This window comes from Pseudomonas gebzensis (assembly GCF_034427815.1).
Classification (GTDB): Bacteria; Pseudomonadota; Gammaproteobacteria; order Pseudomonadales; family Pseudomonadaceae; genus Aquipseudomonas.
The window spans coordinates 143,388-165,281 of the sequence record NZ_JAXQNS010000002.1 but is presented as its reverse complement, the minus strand read 5'-3'; the positions used below and the strand labels follow the sequence as shown (position 1 = coordinate 165,281).

Below are 21,894 nucleotides of genomic sequence, written 5' to 3'. Positions count from 1 at the left end.
CCATCGCTGTTTGCAAGGAGTGCGATAGTGAACCGTCCCGCGCAATTTCGCAGCTTTGCCGAGTTCTATCCCTATTACCTGGGCGAACACAATGATCCAACGTGCAGGCGCCTGCACTTTGTCGGCACGGCACTGGTGATCGCCTTGCTGGCCTACAGCATTGGCAGCGGCAACTGGCTGCTGTTGCTCGCTGTACCGTTGGCCGGGTATGGATTTGCCTGGGCCGGGCACTTCTTTTTCGAAAAGAACCGCCCGGCCACGTTTACTTATCCGTTCTATAGCCTGATCGGGGATTTCGCGATGTTCCGTGACATCTTGCGCGGCAAAGTGAGCCTTTGACTGGCCAAGCGGATACTCGACCGCTAGGCTGCGGCGCAGATCGACTGCGTCCCTAGAGCCCCTCGCGACATGCCTGATTACCACTGCCACGCACTTCCGGCGGCCCAGCGCCGACTCCTGCAGCTGTTCTACCGCCAGTATCACTCGCGCATGAAGCCTTCCGGGGAAGCAGCGCTGTGGGTGGCGCGCAGGGATGCGATCATCGGCGGGATGTGCTTGACGCCCATCGACCAGGGCCACTGGCTGACCAGTCTGTTTGTGGCCCCGGCCGAGCGCGGCCAAGGGGTGGCCGCTGCGCTGATCGAGGCGGCGCTGGCGAGCGTCCACGGCCCGGTCTGGCTGTTCTGTGAGCCAGCCTTGGCAGAATTCTACGAACAGCTGGGGTTCAGCATGGCAGCGGCGCTGCCGCAGGCGTTGGGCAGTCGCCTGCAACGCTACCAGCGCAGCAAGGCGCTGGTGGCGCTGCAGCGCGACCCGCGATAGGTCACGCGCGGCAGGCCCGTTTCAGGACGTGCGTGGTTGAGGCTCGACAGGGGTATCGGCCTTGGCTTGGGCATTGGCCGCGGCTTTTTCGTCGACGGCATGGGTGTGGCCCAGAATACTGATGGTCTCGCCGTCCTTGCCCTCGTCGAACTCCTTCTCGCCAGGGTCCTTGCCTTCTGCAGACATGTGTTCGATCACCGCATTCATCTCCGCGCCCAGCAGCAAGACAGCCGAAGAAATGTAAAAGTACAACAACAGCACGATGATCGCCCCGATGCTGCCGTACATGGCGTTGTAGTCCGCAAATGTCTTGACGTAATAGGCAAAGCCCAGCGAGGCGATGATCCACACCACCACGGCCAGCACCGAGCCTGGCGTGATGAAGCGAAACTTCTGTTTAACGTCGGGCATCACGTAGTACGTCACCGCCACCGCCACCATCATCAGCACGATGATGGCCGGCCAGCGCAGGATGGTCCACAGGGTGACGACAATCTCTTGCATACCGATCTGCGCCGCGATCCACTCCATGACCTGCGGCCCGAGCACCATCAATGCGGCGACCGAGAGCAGCATGCCGGCAATGCCGATGGTGTAGAAGATCGACAGCGGAATGCGTTTCCAGACCGGCCGGCCTTCCGGTACATCGTAGGCGGCGTTCATGGCGCTCATCATCAAGCGCACACCCGCAGAGGCGGTCCACAGCGCGATGACGATACCGACCGATACCAGGCCGCCCTTGGACTGCTGAAGCTGGTCGATCACCGGGTTGACCGACTCCAGCGCCTGCGGCGGCAAGACGTATTCAGCTTGCAGACGCAACCAGGAAAAGAAATCCGGCAGGTGCAGGAAACCAATCAGGGCAATCAGGAACAGCAGGAAGGGAAACAGGGAAAACAGCATCTGATACGCCAGTGCCGAGGCGTAGGTCGACATTTCATCGTCGATGAACTCACTGACGGTTCGCACAAGTACACGGTGCAGGGGCAGGCCTTGCAGGACAGGGAAAATCATAGCGTCTCCTTTCGCCGCTTGATCATCGAGGCAGACCCACTGATGGCCTGATAAGAAACAACCACTCCAGTGGACAGCGTCCAGGCTGTAAGTGCTCATGTAAATGTGGTGCAGTCAGGCAGCGGACAGGGAAAAAGCTCCAGCCTGCGTGATGCCAGTCACTTAAACGATTGGGGCCGCCTTGCCGCCCATCGTGGCCAACGCCACTCCGACAAGATACGCAATCTGCAGGAGCGGCTTTGGCCGCGATGGGCTGCACGGCAGCCCCAATGGATTCCAACTCTTCTCAGCTGACTAGACAGAAGCCGCCAGGCAACCCCTCCTAGCCAAGCTGGAAGATTACGGTTTTTTGACCGCGTCTTTCACATCACCGACTTTCTTCTGCACTTCGCCCTTCACTTCCTGGGCAGCGCCTTCGGCTCTGAGCTTGTCATTGTCGGTGGCCTTGCCTACTGCTTGCTTGCCTTTGCCGACCACTTCGTTAGCCGCGCCTTTGATTTTGTCACCAGTACCGCTCATGGCAGATCTCCAGAGATAAAGACACGTCAACCGTGCCGACAATCTGTGGACCGGGCACTTTCGGCAAAGGTTTCAAGTTTTTTTCATCCCATCCTTCAGCCACTGCACCGGCTGACGCCTTGCCGCTATCGCCTGCGCCCCGCACAATGCCGGCTCTCTGAAGTGTCAACGCGCAGGAACCTGCATGAAACTCGATAAACCCGCCGCCATCGAGCGGCGCAACGCCGCGCTCAATCGCCCGGTGCTGACCCGTGACAACACCTTGTTCGCCATTCTCGACGGCAAACGCAACCTGTGGTGGTTCGAAGTACCCGTAGGGCTGCTGCGCAAGGGCCAACCAGACTGGGTCAACCTGCTGCTGCATACCCCTGCCAGTGACGAGCTGCAACACCTGAAAGTGCCGATCAACTTCCTCCGCGCTCACCAGGAGCAGGTGGAAATCCGCCACCCCGGCAAGCGCCGCTCGACCATCAGCCTGGCGCTCAGCGCCGACCGTGACTCGCTGCTGCGCGACACTCGCCCGGGCGGGGAACAGCTGGACTTCAGCACCTTCGCGCAGGCCTGATCAGGCCTTCTCGATGCGATCGTCATGGATGACGATCAAGCCCTGCTTGAACAAGGCGCCAATCGCCTTCTTGAAGTTGCCCTTGCTGACACTGAACATCTGCGTGATCACCTGCGGATCGCTCTTGTCGCACACCGCCAGTGTGCCGCCCGCCGCTGCGAGACGGTCCATGATCTGTGCTTGCAGGCCATCGCCCAGCGACTCGCCCACCGGCTGCAGGCTCAGGGCAATCTTGCCGTCGCGGCGCACTTCCTTGATGAAGCCCTTCTCTTGCATGCCCGAGCGCAGGAACTTGAATACCTCGTTCTTGTGAATCAGGCCCCAGTGGCGATGGTTGATGATGGCCTTGAAGCCCATCGGCGTTTCACCGGCGACCAGCAGTTCGACCGGCTGGCCGGCCTGGTAGTTGGCGGGGGTGATGTCGAGGTAGCGGTCCAGGCGCGCGGTGGCGGTGATGCGCCGGGTGCGCTTGTCCAGATAGGCATGCACCACGCAGTAGTCGCCGATCTTCAGCGGCCGTGATTCTTCCGAGTACGGCATCAGCAGGTCCTTGGACAGGCCCCAGTCGAGGAAGATGCCGGCACCGTTGATGTCCTTGACCTTGAGACTGGCGAATTCGCCCACCTGCACCTTGGGCTTTTCGGTGGTGGCGATCAGCAAATCTTCGCTGTCGAGGTAAAGGAACACGTTGAGCCAGTCTTCCACCTCGGTCGGCGTATCCTTGGGGATGTAGCGCCGCGGCAAAAGAATTTCGCCATCGGGCCCGCCGTCCAGGTACAGGCCGAAGTCGGTGTGTTTAACGATTTGCAAACTGTTGAAGCGCCCAAGCAAAGCCATTTTCCAGAAATCCTCGTGACCAGGGTCGCAGTCTACCACCGCTACCCCGTCCACCGCCCCAGCCCATACCCGCCGGAACCGACGGCCGGGCGCTGCGTCTACACCCAGACCCGCCACAGCAAGGACTCGCTCATGCCCATCTGCCTGGCCAAGCTTCTGCGCACGACCCTGTTCGCCCTCGCCTGCGTGCTGACGCTCAACGCCTGCACGCGCATCGACCTGGCTTACCGCAACCTCGACGTGCTGGTGCCCTGGTCGCTGGGCGACTACCTGAACATGAACCGCGAGCAGAAGAGCTGGCTCGACCAACGCCTGAAACAGCAGTTGGCCTGGCACTGCCAGACGCAACTGCCCGGCTACCTGGACTGGCTGGCCGGTTTGCGTCAGTTGGTGATCGATGATCAAGTGACCGACCAAGCACTGCAGCAGCGCACCGCGCAGGCGCGCGAAGCCATTGCTCGGGTGGCCGATGCCGTGACGCCCTCGGCCGCCGAACTGCTGCGCGGCATGAGCGACAGTCAGGTGACCGAGATGCGCCAGGCGTTCGCCGACGACATTCGCACGCGCCGGGCCGAGTACGTCGAAACCCCGCTGGCCCGGCAGACCCAGGAACGGGCCAAGCGCATGGAAAAACGTCTCAAGCCCTGGCTGGGCACCCTCAGCCCCACGCAGCGCACTCGCGTAGGGCAGTGGTCGGCCGCGCTGGGCGATCAGAACCGCCTGTGGATCGCCAATCGCGAACACTGGCAGCAACAACTGGTGGCCGTCGTCGAACACCGTCACGCTGCCGACTTCGAGCCGCGTCTGGCGCAGTTGCTGCAACACAAGGAAAGCCTGTGGACGCCGCAGTACCGCGCGGCCTTCGAGAACACCGAGCAACAGGCGCGCAGCCTGATCGTCGACCTGCTGGCAAGCAGTACGCCACAGCAGCGCCAGACCCTTGCCCAGCAACTGGACAAGGTGCGTCAGGAGTTCAGCGCATTGAAGTGCCTGAAGCCGTAACCCCGATCAGCCGGCCGCCAGCGCCGGCCTGACCTTGCTGCGCTGTTGCGCCTCAAGCTGCATGCAGCACTCCAGGAACTGGAACATGCAGTCGTAGCTCTTGCACACCGCTTTGCGCAGTTCGACGCGCAGCGCCGGCGCCGGGTTCTCACCCACCAGCGTGCAGATGATTTCCAGCGCCTCCCATGGGTGGGCATCGTCGTACTGGGCGTGCATTTTCAGCCACTTCATGGCGCGTTTGCGGGTGTCTTCCGGGAAACCCTCGGCGTACAGGCCGTCCTGGCAGACCACGGCTGACCATTCGCCGGTGGCGCCTTCGATGGCGTAGTTGGTGGCCGCCATGGCGATGGCTAGCGACTCGGTGGTGCATACCCGCCAACACCAGTCGTTGAGGGCATTGAGCTGCGAGGGCACGTTCTGTTCTTGCAGGTCGTGCAGATGAACGCCGTGGGCATGGCACCAGTTGACCCAGTAATCGGCATGGTTGAGCTCGACACGAATGTTGCGCATCAGCCAGCGCCGTGCCATGTCTTCACCGGGGTGCCTGCCGTAACGGGTCTTGCCCAGGTTGTGCGCCATGTACAGGGAAAACTGCTCGACCACCGGCCAGCCGCCGATCAGGAACTGGCGAATGGTCGCGCTGCGCAGGCCGCCATCGCGCAGGGCTTGGTAGAAGGCATGCTCCACCACCCGCCGCTTGCTTTCGCTGCACGCCTCGATCAGTTGCTGGGCCCAGGCGGGATAACTGGCCGGGTCCATGAGAGGTCCGACCCGAACGAATCCATCGATCACTTTAAACTCCTTGTTTGCGTGTGAGTGCAACGAAGCAGCTCAGCGCAAGGTGCCCGGGGTCCGCTGGACCGATGAACGGGTCACCGTGCGCTGGCGCTGCAGGCTGTCGCAGGTGAGCACCTGCGGACGTTCGATCAAATAGCCCTGGGCGTAGTCCACGCCGATCTCCTGAAGGGCCTGCTCGATCTGCGCGGTCTCGACGAACTCGGCGATGGTGCGCTTGCCCATGACATGACCAATATGGTTGATCACCTCCACCATAGCCCGGTTGATAGGATCATCAAGCATGTCCCTGACGAAACTGCCGTCGATCTTCAAGTAGTCCACCGGCAGGTGCTTGAGATAGGCGAACGACGACATGCCGGCGCAGAAATCATCCAGGGAAAACTGGCAGCCCAGCCCTTTGAGGTCATTGATGAAGCGGATCGCACTGCCCAGGTTGGCAATGGCGATGGTCTCGGTGATCTCGAAGCAGATCATTGTCGGCGGGATGCGGTATTCGCTGAACAGCCGCTGCAGGTAATCCAGAAACTTGTCGTCGCCGATGCTGGCGCCCGACAGGTTGATCGCGCACAGGGCCAGCGGCCCGCGATGGCCGCTGTCCATGCACTGGCGAATCAGCGTGAAGACATTGAGAACGACCCAGCGGTCGAGCGCGGTGATCAGCCCGTAGCGCTCGGCGGCAGGAATGAAGCTGTCGGGCAGGATCATCCGGCCGCTTTCGTCGCGCAGGCGCAGGAGGATCTCCAGGTGCACCGGTCCCTGGGCGGCGCCAAGCGGTGCGATTTCCTGGGCGTACAAGCAGAAGCGGTTTTCGTCGAGCGCCACGTGCAGGCGCTGAATCCAGGCCATTTCGCCGAAACGCATGGACAGCTCGGTGTCATCGGCATGGTAGACCTGCACCCGGTTGCGGCCCTTTTCCTTGGCCATGTAGCACGCCATGTCGGCCGCGCGCAGCGAGGCTTCCAGGGTGCCCGGCAACGCCGTGATGTTGACCAGGCCGATGCTGACGGTGGTCTGGAACGGCCGGCCCTTCCACACGAACTGCAGGCTCTGCACCGCTTGGCGCAGTTGTTCGGCGATGCGCTCGGCGTGCTCGGGTGGGCACATTTCCAGGAGGATGCCGAATTCGTCGCCACCCAGGCGGGCCAGGGTGTCGCCTTCGCGCAGGCCGCTTTGCAGCACCGCGCAGATGTGCCGCAACAGCTCGTCGCCGGCGGCATGGCCGCTGGTGTCGTTGACCAGCTTGAACTGGTCCAGGTCCAGAAACATCAACGCATGCCGGCCCGGTTGTCGCGCCTGGGCGTTGAGAATCTGCTCCAGGCGGTACTCGAACTCACGCCGGTTGGCCAGGCCCGTCAGCGCATCGTGGGTCGCCTGCCAGGACAGATTGGCGATGTACTGGCGCTCTTGGGTCATGTCGTGCAGCACCAGGACGATGCCGCTGATGTGACCGTCGGTGATGATCGATGAACCCACCAGATTCACCGACACGGTGCTGCCGTCCAGGCGCTGCACCTGCCGTGCATGCTCGGCGCCGGCCTTGAGGCTGCCGCTGAGGATCTGCTCGGCCAGGCTGCGGCTTTCCTGCTCGGTGGTGTCATCGAGCAGGCTGAACAAGGCTGCCAAGGGCAACCCCTGGGCCTGCTCGGCCTGCCAATGGGTCAGTTGCTCGGCAGCCGGATTCATGTAGGCGATCCCGCCCTCGACATCGGTGGTGATCACCGCATCCCCGATGGAGGCCAAGGTAACCTGCGCCCGCTCCTTTTCCTCTTGCAAGGCAGCGGCGAAGGCCTGGCGCTGGGCCAGCAGCTTGTTCGAGCGTCGCCACGCCAGAATGATCAGACAGATGGCCGTCACCAGGTTGGTGATCAGCAGAAGTCGCAAGATCTTGCGTGAGCCCTCGCCCAGGGCATCGCTGAAGGCCTTGGCCACCGGCGTCACGCTCTCATTGAGCGCCACGATGCGGGCCCGCCACTGCATCACCTGCTGCGGACCTAGAGGCCCCGCGGCGATCTGCGTGCGCAGGTCCTCGGCCAGGAGGTCGAGCTGGCTCAGGTAGCGGTCGCCGGTGTCCCAGTAATCCACCGCATGCTGCATGTAGCTCAGGCCGCTGAAATAACGGTAGAACCAGATGATGCGGTTGACATCGTCGGGGTGGTTGCCGCCGCGCAGGATGCCGTCCCGCGCCGCTTCAAGGTCCGGCGGCGTGCGGTCGAGCGCTGCACGCATGTCACGGTCGCCCTGGGGAATCACCGTGGCCTGGCGATAGCGCTGGAGGCTGTAGGGGTCTTGGGTTTCGGCGTAGAGGCTGAGGTAATAGATGGCGTCTTTCTGCGCCTTGGACCACAGGCTTTCGCCCGCCACGTAGGCGCGCACCGCTGACAGTGCATACAGGCTGGCGATACCCAGCAGCACCTGAAACACCACCACCGCGACGAATGGCCAGATGATGCCCAGCAGCTTTGGCGCTCCCTGCGTGCGAGTTACTTCCATATAGCTCCTGCTACGGCAGCAAATGAGGCAGCGATCCGCCTGACATCGCACAGCGTAGGCCATTTGCCATCGGTGCGATGGGGATTTCGACCAGCGCCTGCCGCGCGCTTCGAGGACTGCTGCGCAGCCTCAGCTCTGCTGTAAATGCCCGTACAACTTGGCGTAGAGCCCGCCATCGGCAATCAGTTGCTGATGCGCGCCGTCTTCGGCCACCCGCCCGCCGTCAAACACCAACACGCGATCGGCCTGCTTAACGGCCGACAGCCGGTGGGCGATGATCAACGTGGTGCGACCACTGAGAAAGCGCGCCATGGCCTGGTGCAGGTTGTACTCGGTGGCGGCATCCAGCGCCGAGGTGGCTTCATCGAGGATCACCACCTTGGGCTCGGCGAGAATCATCCGCGCGATAGCCAGGCGCTGGCGTTGCCCGCCCGACAGGCGCACTCCGGAGCGGCCCACGACGCTGTCCAGACCCGCCGGTAAGCCAGCGATGGTGGCCTCCAGCTGGGCGATGCGCAGCGCCTGCCAGCAGGCCTCGTCCGTGCATTCGCGGCCCATGGTCAGGTTGGCGCGCACGGTGTCGTTGAACAGCGAGGGGTGCTGCAGCACCACCGCCACCTGCTCACGGACAGTCTCCAGGCCGATCTCCTGCACGCTGGCGCCGCCATAGCGAATGGTGCCGCCCTGGGCGCTGTACAGGCCCAGCAGCAGTTGCACGAGGGTGCTCTTGCCGCCGCCGCTGGCGCCGACGATGGCCACTTTCTCGCCGGCCGCGATGCTCAGGTCGAGGTGATCGAGCACCGGTTCGTCGCCGTAGGCAAAGCTCAGGTCACGCACCTCGATCGGTACCGTGGAGCGACCGGCAAAGGGATCGCAGGCCGGTGGGTAGGCAGGCTCGTCGCCACGGGCGAGCAATTCGTTGATGCGGCTCAGCGCGCCTCCGGCGGCGTAGTAGGCGTATTGCAGGTTGAGCAGCTGCTCCACCGGGCCAATCATGAACCACAGGTAGCTGAACACCGCGAGCATCTGCCCGATCGACAAGTCCGAGAACAGCACGGTGAGCATGGCCATGGCGCGGAACAGATCGATGCCGAACTGGAACAACAAGCCGCTGGCGCGGTTGCTGGCATCGCTCTTCCACTGCGAGGCCACGGCAAAATCACGCACTTCCCTGGCGCGCAGGCCCAGACGGCCGAGGAAATAGCCCTGGCGGTTGCTGGCGCGGATCTCTTGAATGGCGTCGAGGGTTTCGGCCAGCGCTTGGGTGAAACGGCTGGTGCTGTCGTTTTCCAGCTTCTTCAGGTGCTTGACGCGCTTGCCGAGCTTGACGGTGAAGAAGATCACCAGCGGGTTGAACAGCAGAATCAACAGGGCCAGTTGCCACTGCATCCACAGCAGGATCGCGGCCACCCCGGTGAGGGTGACCATGGCCACCAGAAAGCGGCTGAGGGTTTCGCCCACGAATTTGTCGAGGGTATCCAGGTCGGTGACCAGGTGGGTGGTAACCGTGCCGCTACCGAGGTTTTCGTATTCCTTGAGCGAGATGCGCTTGAGCCGTTCGATCAGGCGGATGCGCAAGCGGTAGACGATGTCCTTGGCCAGGCCCGCAAACAGCTTGGCTTGCACCACGTTGCAGGCCAGAGCGGCCAGGCGCAGGCACAGGGTGAGCGCCAGCATCAGGCCGATGTAGCCGGCCGCGACCTGCCAGGCGTCGGGCAGCAGGCGGTTCATCCAGCGCAACGCGGCGTCGCCGTTGTTGAGCAACACCTCATCCACCAGCAGTGGCAGCAGCAACGGGATCGGCACACTGCAGCAGGCGGCCAGCACTGCCACCAGATTGGCGGTCCACAGGCGCTTGCGACGCAGCAGTGCCAGGCGGCGGATTTCGCTCCAGCTCAGGCGGTCGGCAGGCGCAGGGGTGCGCCCCGGCACCGGCTCGGACGAGCCCGGCAGGTCAAGCACCGGTGGCCTGCTGCAGCCAGCGCGCCAGCAGCGGCGAGAGGGAGTCCAGGGGTTGGTAGCCGTTGGTCAGCAGTGCCAACTGGCCATTGCGCTCGGCCAGCAAGGTGGGGAAGCCGGCGATGCCCAGCCCTTGCGCCCACGTGAAATCGGCGGCGGTGGCCGCGCGGGTGTCTTCGTGGATCAACGCCTGGGCAAAGCCCGCGCGGTCCAGCCCGGCCTGCTCGGCGAGCTCGACCAGTACGGTCGGAAGGGTGATGTCCATGCCGCCCTCGTAGAAGCCCGATTGCAGCGCGGCGAGCAACGGCCAGACGCGTTCGGCGTCCAGCTGCCGGGCCGTGACCAGCGCGCGACAGGCAGGCTCGGTGTCGTAGACGAAGCCATCGGGCATCGCGCCTTCGAACGCAAAGCCCTGGCCGGTGGCCTCGCTGACCGCCTGCCAGTGCTCGAGGATGTAACCCCGGGTGGCCGCGTCGAGCGGGCTGCTACCGGTGCGCAAGCCGCCGACCACCAGGTGGGTCGCAACACCGGCCGCTGCCGCCTGGGCGATCAACGCCTCGGCCACCGGGGCAAAGCCCCAGCACCACGAGCACATCGGGTCCATCACGTACAGCAGGCGTGCCGTCATGGCTCAGGCCTCGGCTTTGTAGTTGAAACCGATCGGGTGCGGCAGGTTGCGCGCCTTGGCCAGTTCGATCTGCTTCTGCCGGTCGATGGCGCTGCGGCGGGTTTTCTCGCTCAGGCTGTCCCAGCAGTGCGGGCAGCTGACACCCGGCGAGTAGTGCTCGGACGCGCGCTCGGCGGCATTGATCGGGTGGCGGCAGGCATGGCACTGGTCGTATTCACCTTCGCTGAGGTCATGGCGCACGGTGACGCGGTTGTCGAACACGAAGCAGTCGCCATCCCACAGGGTTTCTTCCTGCGGCACCTCCTCGAAGTACTTGAGAATGCCGCCCTTGAGATGATAGACGGCCTCGAAGCCCTCACCGAGCATATAGCTGGAGGCTTTTTCGCAGCGGATGCCACCGGTGCAGAACATCGCCACCTTCTTGTGCTTGCTGGGATCGAAGTTGGCTTTGATGTACTCGGGGAATTCGCGGAACGACTCGGTCTTCGGGTCGATGGCGCCCTTGAAGGTGCCGATGGCCACTTCGTAGTCGTTCCGGGTGTCGATCAGCAGGACTTCAGGGTCGCTGATCAGGGCATTCCAGTCCTTGGGCTCGACATAGGTGCCGACCGAATGGTTCGGGTCGACGCCGGGCACGCCCAAGGTGACGATCTCTTTTTTCAGCTTGACCTTGGTGCGGTAGAACGGTTGTTCGTCGCAGTAGCTTTCCTTGTGGTCGACATCCACCAAGCGCGGGTCATTGCGCAGCCAGGCGAGCAGGCCGTCGATGCCCTGGCGGCTGCCCGACACCGTGCCGTTGAGGCCTTCGAGGGCCAGCAACAGCGTGCCTTTGACACCGTGCTGGTTCATGCAGGCGAGCAGTGGCTCGCGCAGCTCGACGTAGTCTTCCAGGGTGACGAATTTGTACAGCGCCGCTACCACGATAGCTTGGGACATGCGTGTGCTTCTCCAGGTGGTTGCCCTCGTAAGGGGCGGACCGGGTCGATCGAGAGATATGTGAAAACGCCATCGCCGGGAAGACCCGGCGATGGCGTTGGTGCAAAGCAGCGAAGTTTACCAGATGCGCAAAACGGCGTCAGTGCCCGCCGCCGGCACACACCGGCGAGGCCGGCGCTGCGCCGACCTTGGCCCACTCCTCGGCGGTGTAGGTGTGGATCGCCAGGGCGTGGATCTGGCCCATCAGGTCGGCCATGGTGGCGTAGACCTTCTGGTGACGCTTGACGCTGTTGAGCCCGGCGAACTGCGCGCTGACGATCACCGCCTTGTAGTGCGTTTCCTGGCCACGGCTGTGCATGTGGCTTTCGTCAAGCACCTCGAGGTGGTGCGGGGCCAGCGCGGCCAGCTGCTGTTCAATGCGCTGCTGCATGTTCATCGCGGCGTGCCTGCTTATTTCTTGGCCGGGGCTGCGGACTTGCCGAAGCTTGGGTCCAGTTCCTTGGTCATGTCATCGAGCAGCTTGTTCACCACCGGCACCGAAGGCTCCAGGCTCTGCTGGGTCAGCTGAGCGGACTGCTGGGTGACCTTGGGCATTTCACGCAGCACTTTGCGGCCCAGGGGCGATTCGTAGAACTTGACCAGGTCCTTGAGCTCGGCCTCGGTGAAGGTCGCTGTGTACAGGCTCACCATCTTGGGCTTGAGCTTGTTCCAGCCGATGGCGTTGTCCAGCGCAGCGTTGGCCTTGGCCTGGTAGCTGTCGAGCACCGACTTCTTCGAGGCCGGCGCCTTGGTTTGCTCGAAACGCTGGGCAAACATCTGCTGGACCTGCATGTACACCGGGGTGCCCAGCTTGTCGGCATTGGCCAGGGTCAGGAACTTCTCGGCAGCCGCGTTATGGCTGGGCGTGGCGGCGAGTACCTGGCCACTGACACAAACCAGGGCGACGGCGGCACAGAGGGCGCGGAGACGGGTCATCGCATTTCCTTCAATTGGACGGGGGTATGTTGAGGCAGAGCATTCTGCGCTGTGATGGCACGCGGCTCAAGTGGCACGAAGAGCGATGGAACGGCTCGTTCGATGAGGGGCCTAAACTGCGGTGTCGCACTATATAGGAGTGAACGCAGCATGAGCCGTATCGAGACAGACAGCCTTGGACAGGTCGAAGTTCCTGAGCAGGCCTACTGGGGCGCACAGACCCAGCGCTCGCTGATCAACTTCGCCATCGGCCAGCAGCGCATGCCGCGCGAGGTGGTGCACGCCCTGGCGCTGATCAAGAAAGCCGCCGCCCGGGTCAATGATCGCAATGGCGACCTGCCTGCCGACATTGCCCGACTGATCGAGCAGGCCGCCGATGAGGTGTTGGCCGGCAAGCACGACGATCAGTTTCCGCTGGTGGTCTGGCAGACCGGCAGCGGCACGCAGAGCAACATGAACGTCAACGAGGTGATTGCCGGACGGGCCAACGAGCTGGCCGGCAATGACCGCGGCGGTAAAGCGCCGGTGCACCCCAACGATCACGTCAACCGCTCGCAAAGTTCCAACGATTGCTTCCCCACTGCCATGCACATCGCTGCCGCCCAGGCGGTGTACGGCAAGCTGCTGCCAGCGGTGGCGGAACTCTCGGCCGGGTTGGCCGAGCAGTCGGCGCGCCATCATGACCTGGTCAAGACTGGCCGCACGCACATGATGGACGCCACACCGATCACCTTTGGCCAAGAGCTGTCGGCCTTCGTCGCACAACTGGACTACGCGCAAACGGCGATTCGCGCGAGCATGCCGGCGGTGTGCGAACTGGCCCAGGGCGGCACAGCGGTGGGCACTGGGCTCAATGCCCCGCACGGTTTCGCCGAGGCCATTGCCGCTGAGCTCGCGGCCTTGTCGGGGCTGCCTTTCATCACCGCCCCGAACAAGTTCGCCGCCCTGGCCGGCCATGAGCCGCTGACCAGCCTGGCCGGCGGCTTGAAAACCCTGGCCGTGGCACTGATGAAAATCGCCAACGACTTGCGTTTGCTCGGCTCCGGCCCGCGCGCAGGGTTTGCCGAAGTGCGCTTGCCGGCCAACGAGCCAGGCAGCTCGATCATGCCCGGCAAGGTCAACCCGACCCAGTGCGAGGCGCTGTCGATGCTGGCCTGTCAGGTGCTCGGCAACGACACCGCCATCGGCTTTGCCGCCAGTCAGGGGCATTTGCAGCTCAACGTGTTCAAGCCGGTGATCATCCACAACCTGCTGCAGTCAATCGAGCTGCTCGCCGATGGTGCGCGCAACTTCCAGCAGCATTGCGTGGCCGGCCTGGAGCCGGATGCCGAGCAGATGGCGGCGCACCTGGAGCGTGGCTTGATGCTGGTGACGGCGTTGAACCCGCACATCGGCTATGACAAGTCGGCCGAGATCGCCAAGAAGGCCTACGCCGAAGGGCTGACCTTGCGCCAGTCGGCGTTGGCGTTGGGCTACCTGACCGATGCGCAGTTCGATGAATGGGTGAGGCCTGAAAGCATGCTCGCGCCAGGGGCCAAGGGTTGAGGCCAGCGCGCTACGCGGAGTGAGCGCCGCGGCGCCCTGCACTTGAAGCCACCGGCCCTTGAGACCGGTGGCTTTTCACCCTGCGCCGTCACACCCGGCTGAAACGAGCCCGACGCGCGCGCCAGCCCGTCACCAGCGACGGCCCCAACGCCACTAGGGCCGACCCGCCCACCACCGTCACGGCCCCGACGTAACCCAGGGCATTGAGCGCTTCGCTTTGCACGTAATCCGGCCACAGCTGTGCGGCGGCGGCGACCGCGATCAGCGTCACCAGGGGCGTGAGGGCCAAGGTTGCGCTGACTCGTGAAGCCTCCCAATGCGCCAGTGCTTCGGCGAACGCGCCATAGGCCACCAAGGTGTTCAGGCAGCAGGCCAGCAGCAGCCATTTCTGCAGCGCATCGAGCTGCAAGGCTTCCAGCGGATGCACCCAGGGCGTCAGCAGCGCGGCGCAGCCCAGGTAGATCACCATCATCACCTGCTGCGAATTCCAGACCGTCAGCAGCTGCTTCTGGCTCAGGGCATAGAACACCCAGATGCTGGTGGCCAGCAGGATCGTCAGCACCCCCGTGGTGTAGACGCCCAGCGAGGTCAGCAGCTCGTCGAGCCGCTGATTGAAGAACAGCCCGAAGCCGGCCATCAGCACCACCAAGCCCACGCCCTGGCCGATGCTGAAACGCTCTTTGAAGATGAACACACTGGCCACCAGCAACATGACCGGGCCGATCTGCACCACCAGCTGTGCGGTGCCCGGACTGAGCATCTTCAGGCCGACAAGGTAGAGCACGTAATTGCCGAGCAAGCCGAAGATCGCCAGCCCCACCAGCCCGTAGCGCCTGCGCCCCAAGCCGTGAAAGCGTGGCAGCCGCCGCTGCGCCGTGAGCCACACCAGCAATAGCCCGCCCGATACCAGCAACCGGTACCAGGTGACGGTGACCGGGTCCATCACCTGCAATACCTGCTTGAGCTTGATTGGCAAAATGCCCCACAGCACCACCGTCAGCAGCGCCAGAAGCAGCCCGTGGACCCAGCGCCCGGATGTGATGTGCATGTGACGCCTCGAGGGTCGGATGTGAACGCGCAAAGGTAAAGTCTAAGCGGTGACGGGCCATCGCACGGTGCGACAATTCGGAAAAATGCTCCAGGCATCATTCCTTCACGGCATGGCACGCTCAGCGCTGTAGCGAGAGGATCACATGAACGGGCCGGCTGCGCCGGCCCAGCACTCATTCGTTCGACCGTGACTTGCCATGCCTGGCAAACGCCGCTTCCAGCGCTTCATTGATCGTGCGCAGCACCTTCACCCGCGCCCAGCGCTTGTCGTTGGCTTCGACCAGGGTCCACGGGGCGATTTCAGTGCTGGTGCGGTCGACCATGTCGCCCACCGCATCGCGGTACACGTCCCACTTGTCACGGTTGCGCCAGTCGTCCTCGGTGATCTTGTAGCGCTTGAAGGGAATCTGCTCGCGCGCCTCGAAGCGCTCCAGCTGGGTCTGCTGATCGATGGCCAGCCAGAACTTCACCACCACCACGCCGGCATGGCTCAGCTCTTCCTCGAAATCATTGATTTCGCCATAGGCGCGCATCCAGTCAGCCGGGGTGCAGAACCCCTCGACCCGCTCCACCAGCACCCGGCCGTACCAGGAGCGGTCAAAGATGGTGAACTTGCCGCGCGCCGGAATGTGCCGCCAGAAGCGCCACAAATACGGCTGCGCGCGCTCCTCTTCGGTGGGCGCGGCGATCGGTACGATGCGGTACTGGCGCGGGTCGAGGGCGGCGGCCACGCGGCGGATCGCGCCGCCCTTGCCGGCGGCGTCATTGCCTTCGAACACCGCTGCCAGGGCATGGCGCTTCATGTGCTTGTGCCGCAGCAGGCCGGCCAGGCGCGCCTGCTCGGTCACCAGTTGTTCTTGATAGTCGTGCTTGTCCAGCCGGCGGGTGAGGTCCAGTGCGCCGAGCAGGCTCATCCGGTCAATGCTGCGCCCCAGCGGCGCGACGTTGGCCTGGCGCTGGGCCTTGGGGTCGCGCGCCAATGCGGCCTGCAGGATATCGAGCAAGATGCGCCCCACCGCCAGGCTGCGGTAATTGGGGTCGACGCCTTCGATCACGTGCCATGGCGCGTAATCGCGGCTGGTGCGGCGCAGCACGCGCTCGCCAAAGCGCACGAAGCGGTCGTAGGTCTTGGACTGCTGCCAGTCCAGCGGGCTGATGCGCCAGCTGTGCAGCGGGTCGTCGCGCAGGGATTCGAGGCGGCTCTTCATCTGTTTCTTGGACAGGTGGAACCAGAACTTGATCACCACCGTGCCTTCGTCACAGAGCATCTGCTCCAGGCGCTCGACACCATTGATGGCCTGGTCGAGTACGGCGTTCTTGAACTGGCCATGCACGCGGCCTTGCAGCATCTGGCTGTACCAGTTGCCGAAAAATATCCCCATGCGGCCCTTGGGCGGCAGTGCCCGCCAGTAGCGCCAGGCCGGCGGGTGGGCGAGCTCTTCGTCGGTTTGCTGATCGAAGGTGCGCACCTCGATCAGGCGCGGGTCCATCCATTCGTTGAGCAACTTGACGGTCTCGCCTTTGCCGGCGCCTTCGATGCCGTTGATCAACACGATCACCGCGGTCTCTTGTCGCTGCTTGAGCTCGTACTGCGCATCGAGCAACGCCTCGCGCAAGGCCGGGACCTCGGCGTCGTAGGTGTCGTCGTCGATGCAATGGCCGATTTCGGCGGATTCGAACATGGAAGGCTCCTTCGGTGGACGTTGAAGAGTAGCGCATCAGGCTTTGGGGTTTGCGATGCAGATCATGACGATGCAGGCGCGCGTTCACACGGGCTGCCAGCCGAGCCGTTGCACCGGACCTTGAACGCCATCCCGGCCAGGCGGGGTGACTGGGCCTGGCTGGCGCTGCGGCGCATGGCATTGCGCTGACGCGTAGGTAAACACGCTGCGCGCTGCACACGCCTGCGGGCAGATGGCTTACCATTCGCGCTCTGCCAGCCGTTGAGTCCGCCATGTCCACGTCTCTGCCCCCTTACGCCCTGATCGACTGGGACGATCAGGGCCGCCCGCATTCGCGCCACTATGACGATGTGTATTTTTCCCGTAATGAAGGGACCCTGGAAACCCGCTATGTGTTCATCGAAGGTAACCGCCTCGAAGCACGTTTCGCAGCGCTCGAGGCGAACGCCTGCCTGGTGATCGGTGAAACCGGCTTCGGCACCGGGATGAATTTCTTCTGCGCCTGGCAGGCCTTTGCCGCCCATGCCCAGGCCGATGCGCGCCTGCATTTCATCAGCGTCGAAAAGTACCCGCTCAGCCTTGAAGACCTGACCCGCGCCGCTCGGCTGTGGCCGGAGCTGGCCGCCTACTGGCAGCCGCTGCTGGACCAGTACGTGGCCGTGCACCCTGGCTTTCAGCAGTTCAGCCTGGACGGCGGGCGGGTCACCCTGACCCTGCTGATCGGTGACGCGCTGGAGCAACTGCCGCTGCTCGATGCGCGTATCGATGCCTGGTTCCTCGACGGCTTCGCCCCGGCCAAGAATCCGGACATGTGGACGCCCGAGCTGTTTGCCCAACTGGCGCGGCTGTCGGGCCCGGGCACCACGATCGGCACCTTCACCACCACCGGCTGGGTGCGCCGCTCGCTGGTGGAGGCAGGCTTTGCCATGAAAAAGGTGCCGGGCCTGGGCAAGAAGTGGGAGGTGATGCACGGGCAGTTCACCGGCGCCGCGCAGCCAGCCGCAGCGCCGTGGTATGCCCGCCCGCCGCAACCGCCTGGCCCGCGTGAAGCGTTGGTGATCGGCGCGGGGCTGGCGGGCAGTGCCACGGCCACCAGCCTGGCCCGGCGCGGTTGGCAGGTGACCGTGCTGGAGCGCCACGCCGAGGCTGCCCAGGAGGCTTCGGGCAACCCGCAGGGGGTGCTGTACCTGAAGCTGTCGGCCCACGGTACGGCGTTGTCGCAGATGATCCTGGCTGGTTTCGGCTACACCCGCCGTTGGCTGGAGCAGCTGCAGCGAGGTCGGGACTGGGACGCCTGCGGGGTGCTGCAACTGGCGTTCAACGACCAGGAAGCCACGCGCCAGGGCAAGCTCGCGGCTGCCTTCGATGCCAGCCTGGTACGGCAGCTGGATCGCCAGCAGGCCGAGCAGGTCGCAGGCGTCCGTCTGGCCAGTGGCGGGTTGTTCTACCCCCAGGGCGGCTGGGTGCATCCCCCGGCGCTGTGCCAGGCGCAACTGGAACATGCCGGCATTCGTCTGCTGCCTTACAACGAGGTGCTGAGCCTGGACTACCGCAACGGCCTGTGGCAGGCCCGGGCCGGCGAGCGCCTGCTGGCCAGCGCCCCGGTCGTGGTGCTGGCCAATGCCGCCGACGTGCAGCGCCTGCTGCCGAGCGCACGCTTGCCACTCAAGCGTATTCGCGGGCAGATCACCCGCCTGCCCGCCACCCAGGCCAGCCGCGCCCTGGGCACGGTGGTCTGCGCCGACGGTTACATCGCCCCGCCGAGGGGTGACGAACACACCCTGGGCGCCAGCTTCGATTTCCACAGCGACGACCTCGCCCCCACCGCTGCCGAGCACCAGAGCAATCTTGGCCTGCTCCACGACATTTCCGCCGACCTTGCCCAGCGCCTGCACGCCGACGCCCTGGACCCTACCACCCTCGAGGGCCGCGCCGCGTTCCGCTGTACCAGCCCCGACTACCTGCCCATCGTCGGCCCCATCGCCGACCGCGAAACCTTCGACCAGGCTTACGCTGCCCTGCGCAAGGACGCCCGTCAGGTCCCCGATACCCCCTGCCCCTGGCTCCCTGGCCTGTACATCAACAGCGGTCACGGCTCGCGCGGCCTGATCACCGCCCCGCTGAGTGGCGAGCTGGTCGCCGCCTGGGTGTGCGGCGCACCGCTGCCACTGCCGCGTGCAGTGGCAGAGGCGTGCCATCCGAATCGGTTTGCGTTGCGGGAGTTGATTCGAGGGGTGCGGTAGCGGCTTGAGACCTGATAGGCATACGCAACTCGCTTAGGATCACCACTTGTATATCCCATTGACATATCCTGGGTCGGGGCTAACCTTGCCTATACATTTGATGTATCCCGAGAGGTTTTCATGGAACAAGGTGCAGTTTTTCAAAACAACCGCAGTCAGGCGATCAGGCTACCCAAGGCTGTAGCACTCCCAGATGATGTCAAACGCGTCGATATAGTTGCGGTAGGCAGAAGCAGGATCATTACCCCAGCGGGCGAGTCCTGGGACAGCTGGTTCGATGGCGAAGACATCGCAGCGGATTTCATGACTGACCGGGAGCAGCCCGCCGATCAGGAGCGCGAATCCTTCTGATGCTCAAGTTCATGCTCGATACCAACATATGCATCTTCACCATCAAAAATCGGCCACAGGAGGTGCGGGAGGTATTTAATCGACATCATGGCCAGATGTGTATCAGCACTGTCACGTTGATGGAGTTAATGTACGGCGCGGAGAAATCCACGCATCCAGAACGTTCGATGGCGCGGATTGAAGCGTTCGCTGCGCGCTTGGAAGTCTTGAAATATGATGAGGATGCTGCTGCCCACACAGGACAGCTTCGCGCTGAGCTGGCTGTATCGGGTAGACCGATTGGTCCATACGACCAGATGATCGCAGGCCATGCGCGCTCCCAAGGTCTGATCATCGTTACGAACAACCGTAAGGAGTTTGATCGTGTGCCGGGTTTGAGGGTCGAGGACTGGGTGGCCGCTCATCCTCTGAGATGATGAAGCAGTGAAACTCCAAACGCGATGCGCATGATCAGCACGCAGACTGAACAGCTGATTGATCTCAATCCTCTCGAGGATACGAGTGAATCGCTGCATCCAATTAGCTTTGCCGATTGACCGAGTACCACAACGCGCTGGCCTTAAGGACAGATAAAGGCCAATTGCCTTATAACAGATCGTTCTAAAACTCACACAAATCCACCGGGTCACTACCTAGGTGCCCGCTAACGGAGCACACCCCTCCCCAACGGAAAAACCGGTAAGGACTTATGTGCGGATTAGCTGGTGAACTACGCTTTACCCCCCTTGGCCAAGCGCCTCGCCCTGCCGACCTCGCGGCCGTAGAGCGCATCACCCACCATCTGGCGCCACGCGGCCCGGATGCCTGGGGCTTTCATAGCCAGGGGCCGATTGCCCTGGGCCATCGCCGACTGAAAATCATGGACCTGTCAGACGGCTCGGCGCAGCCGATGCAGGACAGCACCTTGGGCCTGTCGCTGGCCTTCAACGGCGCCATCTACAACTTCCCCGAGCTGCGCGACGAGCTCAAGGCCCTGGGCTACAGCTTCTGGTCCGAGGGTGACACCGAAGTGCTGCTCAAGGGCTACCACGCCTGGGGCGAGGCGCTGCTGCCCAAGCTCAACGGCATGTTCGCCCTGGCCATCTGGGAGCGCGACAGCCAACGTCTGTTCCTCGCCCGTGACCGCCTGGGCGTCAAGCCGTTGTACCTGTCGCGCAACGGTGAGCGCCTGCGCTTCGCCTCGACCCTGCCAGCGCTGCTCAAGGGCGGCGACATCGACCCGATGATCGACCCGGTCGGCCTCAACCACTACCTCAACTTCCACGCCGTGGTACCCGCGCCGCGCACCTTGCTGGCCAATGTGCAGAAGCTGGAGCCCGGCACCTGGATGCGTGTCGACCGCCATGGCGACGTCGAGCGCAAGACCTGGTGGACCCTGCAATACGGCCCCAACGCCGACGAGCAGCACCTCACCCTCGAAGACTGGACCACCCGCGTGCTCGACGCGACCCGTGACGCCGTGGCCATCCGCCAGCGTGCGGCGGTGGATGTGGGCGTGCTGCTGTCGGGCGGTGTCGATTCCAGCCTGCTGGTCGGCCTGCTGCGCGAGACCGGTGTGCAAGACCTTTCGACCTTCTCCATCGGCTTCGAAGATGCCGGCGGCGAGCGTGGCGACGAGTTCCAGTATTCGGACCTGATCGCTCGCCATTACGGCACGCGCCATCATCAGTTGCGCATTGCCGAACACGAGATCATCGATCAGTTGCCCTCGGCCTTCCGCGCCATGAGCGAGCCGATGGTCAGCCATGACTGCATCGCCTTCTACCTGCTCTCACGCGAAGTGGCCAAGCACTGCAAGGGCGTACAGAGCGGCCAGGGTGCCGACGAGCTGTTTGCCGGTTACCACTGGTACCCGCAGGTCGATGGCACCGCCGATCCGTATGCGGCCTATCGCGACGCGTTCTTTGACCGCAGCTTCGCCGAATACCAGGACACCGTGCAGCCCGCCTGGCGCCTCGGACATGACGCTGCCGGCGAGTTCGTCCGTGAGCACTTCGCCCAAGCCGGCGCCAGTGCGGCGGTGGACAAAGCGCTGCGCCTGGACAGCACGGTGATGCTGGTCGATGACCCGGTCAAACGCGTCGACAACATGACCATGGCCTGGGGCCTGGAGGCGCGCACGCCGTTCCTCGACTACCGCCTGGCCGAGCTTTCGGCGCGCATTCCGGCGCGTTTCAAGCTGCCCGACGGCGGCAAGCAGGTGCTCAAGGAAGCGGCGCGCCGCGTGATTCCCCATGAAGTGATCGACCGCAAGAAAGGCTACTTCCCAGTGCCCGGCCTCAAGCACCTCGAAGGCGCCACGCTGGGCTGGGTACGCGATTTGCTGACGGACCCGAGCCAGGACCGCGGCCTGTTCAACCCGGCCGAAATCGACCGCCTGCTGAGCAATCCGCACGGCCAGCTCACCCCGCTGCGCGGCTCGAAGCTGTGGCAGCTGGCAGCGCTCAACCTGTGGTTGAGCGAACAAGGAATCTGATC

21 protein-coding genes are annotated in these 21,894 nt (G+C 63.8%); 9 read left to right on the top strand and 12 right to left on the bottom strand.

The window, feature by feature from the left end:
- The first annotated feature begins 27 nt into the window (after nucleotides 1–27).
- Nucleotides 28–339 carry an Mpo1-like protein gene (locus SJI00_RS04830; protein WP_322460613.1) on the top strand — a complete coding sequence of 104 codons (312 nt, stop codon included), beginning with the start codon at nucleotides 28–30 and terminating at the stop codon, nucleotides 337–339.
- Between the two features lie 69 nt (nucleotides 340–408).
- A complete protein-coding gene (locus SJI00_RS04825; RefSeq protein WP_322460612.1) occupies nucleotides 409–822 on the top strand; it encodes a GNAT family N-acetyltransferase in 414 nt (137 codons plus the stop codon).
- Nucleotides 823–843: 21 nt separating this feature from the next.
- Here SJI00_RS04825 and SJI00_RS04820 read toward each other — a convergent pair whose 3' ends face one another.
- Both SJI00_RS04820 and SJI00_RS04815 read right to left on the bottom strand, forming a co-directional pair.
- On the bottom strand, nucleotides 844–1,836 hold the full coding sequence (locus SJI00_RS04820) for a YihY/virulence factor BrkB family protein (protein WP_322460611.1): 993 nt from the start codon (nucleotides 1,834–1,836) through the stop codon (nucleotides 844–846).
- Nucleotides 1,837–2,175: 339 nt separating this feature from the next.
- Nucleotides 2,176–2,355, bottom strand: a complete 180-nt coding sequence (locus SJI00_RS04815; RefSeq protein ID WP_322460610.1) for a CsbD family protein — start codon at nucleotides 2,353–2,355, stop codon at nucleotides 2,176–2,178.
- 184 nt (nucleotides 2,356–2,539) lie between these two features.
- Between SJI00_RS04815 and SJI00_RS04810 the strand changes: the two genes are divergently transcribed.
- Nucleotides 2,540–2,920, top strand: coding sequence for a hypothetical protein (locus tag SJI00_RS04810; RefSeq protein ID WP_322460609.1), 381 nt, complete (start codon nucleotides 2,540–2,542; stop codon nucleotides 2,918–2,920).
- Here the strand turns inward: SJI00_RS04810 and SJI00_RS04805 are convergent, their stop codons facing one another.
- Nucleotides 2,921–3,757: a CvfB family protein gene (locus SJI00_RS04805; RefSeq protein WP_322460608.1), complete on the bottom strand. Its 837-nt coding sequence runs from the start codon at nucleotides 3,755–3,757 to the stop codon at nucleotides 2,921–2,923. It abuts the gene before it with no gap.
- A 132-nt stretch (nucleotides 3,758–3,889) separates the two neighbouring features.
- On the opposite strand from SJI00_RS04805, the gene SJI00_RS04800 reads away from it, so the two are divergent.
- A complete protein-coding gene (locus SJI00_RS04800; protein ID WP_322460607.1) occupies nucleotides 3,890–4,759 on the top strand; it encodes a DUF6279 family lipoprotein in 870 nt (289 codons plus the stop codon).
- Nucleotides 4,760–4,765: 6 nt separating this feature from the next.
- Here SJI00_RS04800 and SJI00_RS04795 read toward each other — a convergent pair whose 3' ends face one another.
- The 7 genes from SJI00_RS04795 to SJI00_RS04765 all read right to left on the bottom strand — a co-directional run bounded on the left by SJI00_RS04795 (nucleotide 4,766) and on the right by SJI00_RS04765 (nucleotide 12,545).
- On the bottom strand, nucleotides 4,766–5,551 hold the full coding sequence (locus SJI00_RS04795; protein WP_322460606.1) for an iron-containing redox enzyme family protein: 786 nt from the start codon (nucleotides 5,549–5,551) through the stop codon (nucleotides 4,766–4,768).
- Nucleotides 5,552–5,590: 39 nt separating this feature from the next.
- Nucleotides 5,591–8,047 (bottom strand): EAL domain-containing protein, encoded by a 2,457-nt coding sequence (locus SJI00_RS04790; RefSeq protein ID WP_322460605.1) that lies wholly within the window; start codon nucleotides 8,045–8,047, stop codon nucleotides 5,591–5,593.
- 129 nt (nucleotides 8,048–8,176) lie between these two features.
- Complete coding sequence (locus SJI00_RS04785; protein WP_322460604.1) at nucleotides 8,177–10,009, bottom strand: ABC transporter ATP-binding protein; 1,833 nt, start codon at nucleotides 10,007–10,009, stop codon at nucleotides 8,177–8,179.
- A complete protein-coding gene (locus tag SJI00_RS04780) occupies nucleotides 10,002–10,634 on the bottom strand; it encodes a DsbA family protein (protein ID WP_322460603.1) in 633 nt (210 codons plus the stop codon). Before SJI00_RS04780 ends, SJI00_RS04785 begins: the two co-directional genes overlap by 8 nt.
- 3 nt (nucleotides 10,635–10,637) lie before the next feature.
- The gene (gene trhO, locus SJI00_RS04775; protein WP_322460602.1) at nucleotides 10,638–11,570 is read right to left on the bottom strand and encodes an oxygen-dependent tRNA uridine(34) hydroxylase TrhO; all 933 of its coding nucleotides are present in this window, start codon (nucleotides 11,568–11,570) and stop codon (nucleotides 10,638–10,640) included.
- Between the two features lie 139 nt (nucleotides 11,571–11,709).
- Nucleotides 11,710–12,006 (bottom strand): BolA family protein, encoded by a 297-nt coding sequence (locus SJI00_RS04770; protein ID WP_322460601.1) that lies wholly within the window; start codon nucleotides 12,004–12,006, stop codon nucleotides 11,710–11,712.
- A 14-nt stretch (nucleotides 12,007–12,020) separates the two neighbouring features.
- Nucleotides 12,021–12,545 (bottom strand): DUF2059 domain-containing protein, encoded by a 525-nt coding sequence (locus SJI00_RS04765; protein WP_312936363.1) that lies wholly within the window; start codon nucleotides 12,543–12,545, stop codon nucleotides 12,021–12,023.
- A 150-nt stretch (nucleotides 12,546–12,695) separates the two neighbouring features.
- Here SJI00_RS04765 and SJI00_RS04760 point away from each other — a divergent pair, with 150 nt between their 5' ends.
- Nucleotides 12,696–14,090 (top strand): class II fumarate hydratase, encoded by a 1,395-nt coding sequence (locus SJI00_RS04760; protein ID WP_322460600.1) that lies wholly within the window; start codon nucleotides 12,696–12,698, stop codon nucleotides 14,088–14,090.
- 88 nt (nucleotides 14,091–14,178) lie between these two features.
- On the opposite strand, the gene SJI00_RS04755 is transcribed toward SJI00_RS04760, so the two are convergent.
- Nucleotides 14,179–15,138, bottom strand: a complete 960-nt coding sequence (locus SJI00_RS04755; protein ID WP_322460599.1) for a DMT family transporter — start codon at nucleotides 15,136–15,138, stop codon at nucleotides 14,179–14,181.
- A 175-nt stretch (nucleotides 15,139–15,313) separates the two neighbouring features.
- Nucleotides 15,314–16,822, bottom strand: coding sequence for a polyphosphate:AMP phosphotransferase (gene pap / locus SJI00_RS04750; RefSeq protein ID WP_322460598.1), 1,509 nt, complete (start codon nucleotides 16,820–16,822; stop codon nucleotides 15,314–15,316).
- A 272-nt stretch (nucleotides 16,823–17,094) separates the two neighbouring features.
- Between pap and mnmC the strand changes: the two genes are divergently transcribed.
- The 4 genes from mnmC to SJI00_RS04730 all read left to right on the top strand — a co-directional run bounded on the left by mnmC (nucleotide 17,095) and on the right by SJI00_RS04730 (nucleotide 21,892).
- Nucleotides 17,095–19,065: a bifunctional tRNA (5-methylaminomethyl-2-thiouridine)(34)-methyltransferase MnmC2/FAD-dependent 5-carboxymethylaminomethyl-2-thiouridine(34) oxidoreductase MnmC1 gene (mnmC, locus tag SJI00_RS04745; RefSeq protein ID WP_322460597.1), complete on the top strand. Its 1,971-nt coding sequence runs from the start codon at nucleotides 17,095–17,097 to the stop codon at nucleotides 19,063–19,065.
- A gap of 120 nt (nucleotides 19,066–19,185) precedes the next feature.
- Nucleotides 19,186–19,416, top strand: coding sequence for a type II toxin-antitoxin system VapB family antitoxin (gene vapB, locus SJI00_RS04740; RefSeq protein WP_322460596.1), 231 nt, complete (start codon nucleotides 19,186–19,188; stop codon nucleotides 19,414–19,416).
- The gene (gene vapC, locus SJI00_RS04735) at nucleotides 19,416–19,832 is read left to right on the top strand and encodes a type II toxin-antitoxin system tRNA(fMet)-specific endonuclease VapC (protein ID WP_322460595.1); all 417 of its coding nucleotides are present in this window, start codon (nucleotides 19,416–19,418) and stop codon (nucleotides 19,830–19,832) included. The genes vapB and vapC overlap by 1 nt, the downstream gene beginning before the upstream one ends.
- Before the next feature lie 272 nt (nucleotides 19,833–20,104).
- Entirely contained in the window at nucleotides 20,105–21,892 is a 1,788-nt protein-coding gene (locus SJI00_RS04730; protein WP_322460594.1) for an N-acetylglutaminylglutamine amidotransferase, read from the top strand.
- Nucleotides 21,893–21,894 lie beyond the last annotated feature (2 nt).

Bases quoted from the DNA above. Each gene is read 5' to 3' on its own strand.
- SJI00_RS04825 (WP_322460612.1), top strand. From the start codon at position 409: ATGCCTGATTACCACTGCCACGCACTTCCGGCGGCCCAGCGCCGACTC.
- SJI00_RS04820 (WP_322460611.1), bottom strand. From the start codon at position 1,836: ATGATTTTCCCTGTCCTGCAAGGCCTGCCCCTGCACCGTGTACTTGTG.
- SJI00_RS04815 (WP_322460610.1), bottom strand. From the start codon at position 2,355: ATGAGCGGTACTGGTGACAAAATCAAAGGCGCGGCTAACGAAGTGGTC.
- SJI00_RS04810 (WP_322460609.1), top strand. From the start codon at position 2,540: ATGAAACTCGATAAACCCGCCGCCATCGAGCGGCGCAACGCCGCGCTC.
- SJI00_RS04805 (WP_322460608.1), bottom strand. From the start codon at position 3,757: ATGGCTTTGCTTGGGCGCTTCAACAGTTTGCAAATCGTTAAACACACC.
- SJI00_RS04800 (WP_322460607.1), top strand. From the start codon at position 3,890: ATGCCCATCTGCCTGGCCAAGCTTCTGCGCACGACCCTGTTCGCCCTC.
- SJI00_RS04790 (WP_322460605.1), bottom strand. From the start codon at position 8,047: ATGGAAGTAACTCGCACGCAGGGAGCGCCAAAGCTGCTGGGCATCATC.
- SJI00_RS04780 (WP_322460603.1), bottom strand. From the start codon at position 10,634: ATGACGGCACGCCTGCTGTACGTGATGGACCCGATGTGCTCGTGGTGC.
- trhO (WP_322460602.1), bottom strand. From the start codon at position 11,570: ATGTCCCAAGCTATCGTGGTAGCGGCGCTGTACAAATTCGTCACCCTG.
- SJI00_RS04770 (WP_322460601.1), bottom strand. From the start codon at position 12,006: ATGAACATGCAGCAGCGCATTGAACAGCAGCTGGCCGCGCTGGCCCCG.
- SJI00_RS04765 (WP_312936363.1), bottom strand. From the start codon at position 12,545: ATGACCCGTCTCCGCGCCCTCTGTGCCGCCGTCGCCCTGGTTTGTGTC.
- SJI00_RS04760 (WP_322460600.1), top strand. From the start codon at position 12,696: ATGAGCCGTATCGAGACAGACAGCCTTGGACAGGTCGAAGTTCCTGAG.
- SJI00_RS04755 (WP_322460599.1), bottom strand. From the start codon at position 15,138: ATGCACATCACATCCGGGCGCTGGGTCCACGGGCTGCTTCTGGCGCTG.
- pap (WP_322460598.1), bottom strand. From the start codon at position 16,822: ATGTTCGAATCCGCCGAAATCGGCCATTGCATCGACGACGACACCTAC.
- mnmC (WP_322460597.1), top strand. From the start codon at position 17,095: ATGTCCACGTCTCTGCCCCCTTACGCCCTGATCGACTGGGACGATCAG.
- vapB (WP_322460596.1), top strand. From the start codon at position 19,186: ATGGAACAAGGTGCAGTTTTTCAAAACAACCGCAGTCAGGCGATCAGG.
- vapC (WP_322460595.1), top strand. From the start codon at position 19,416: ATGCTCAAGTTCATGCTCGATACCAACATATGCATCTTCACCATCAAA.
- SJI00_RS04730 (WP_322460594.1), top strand. From the start codon at position 20,105: ATGTGCGGATTAGCTGGTGAACTACGCTTTACCCCCCTTGGCCAAGCG.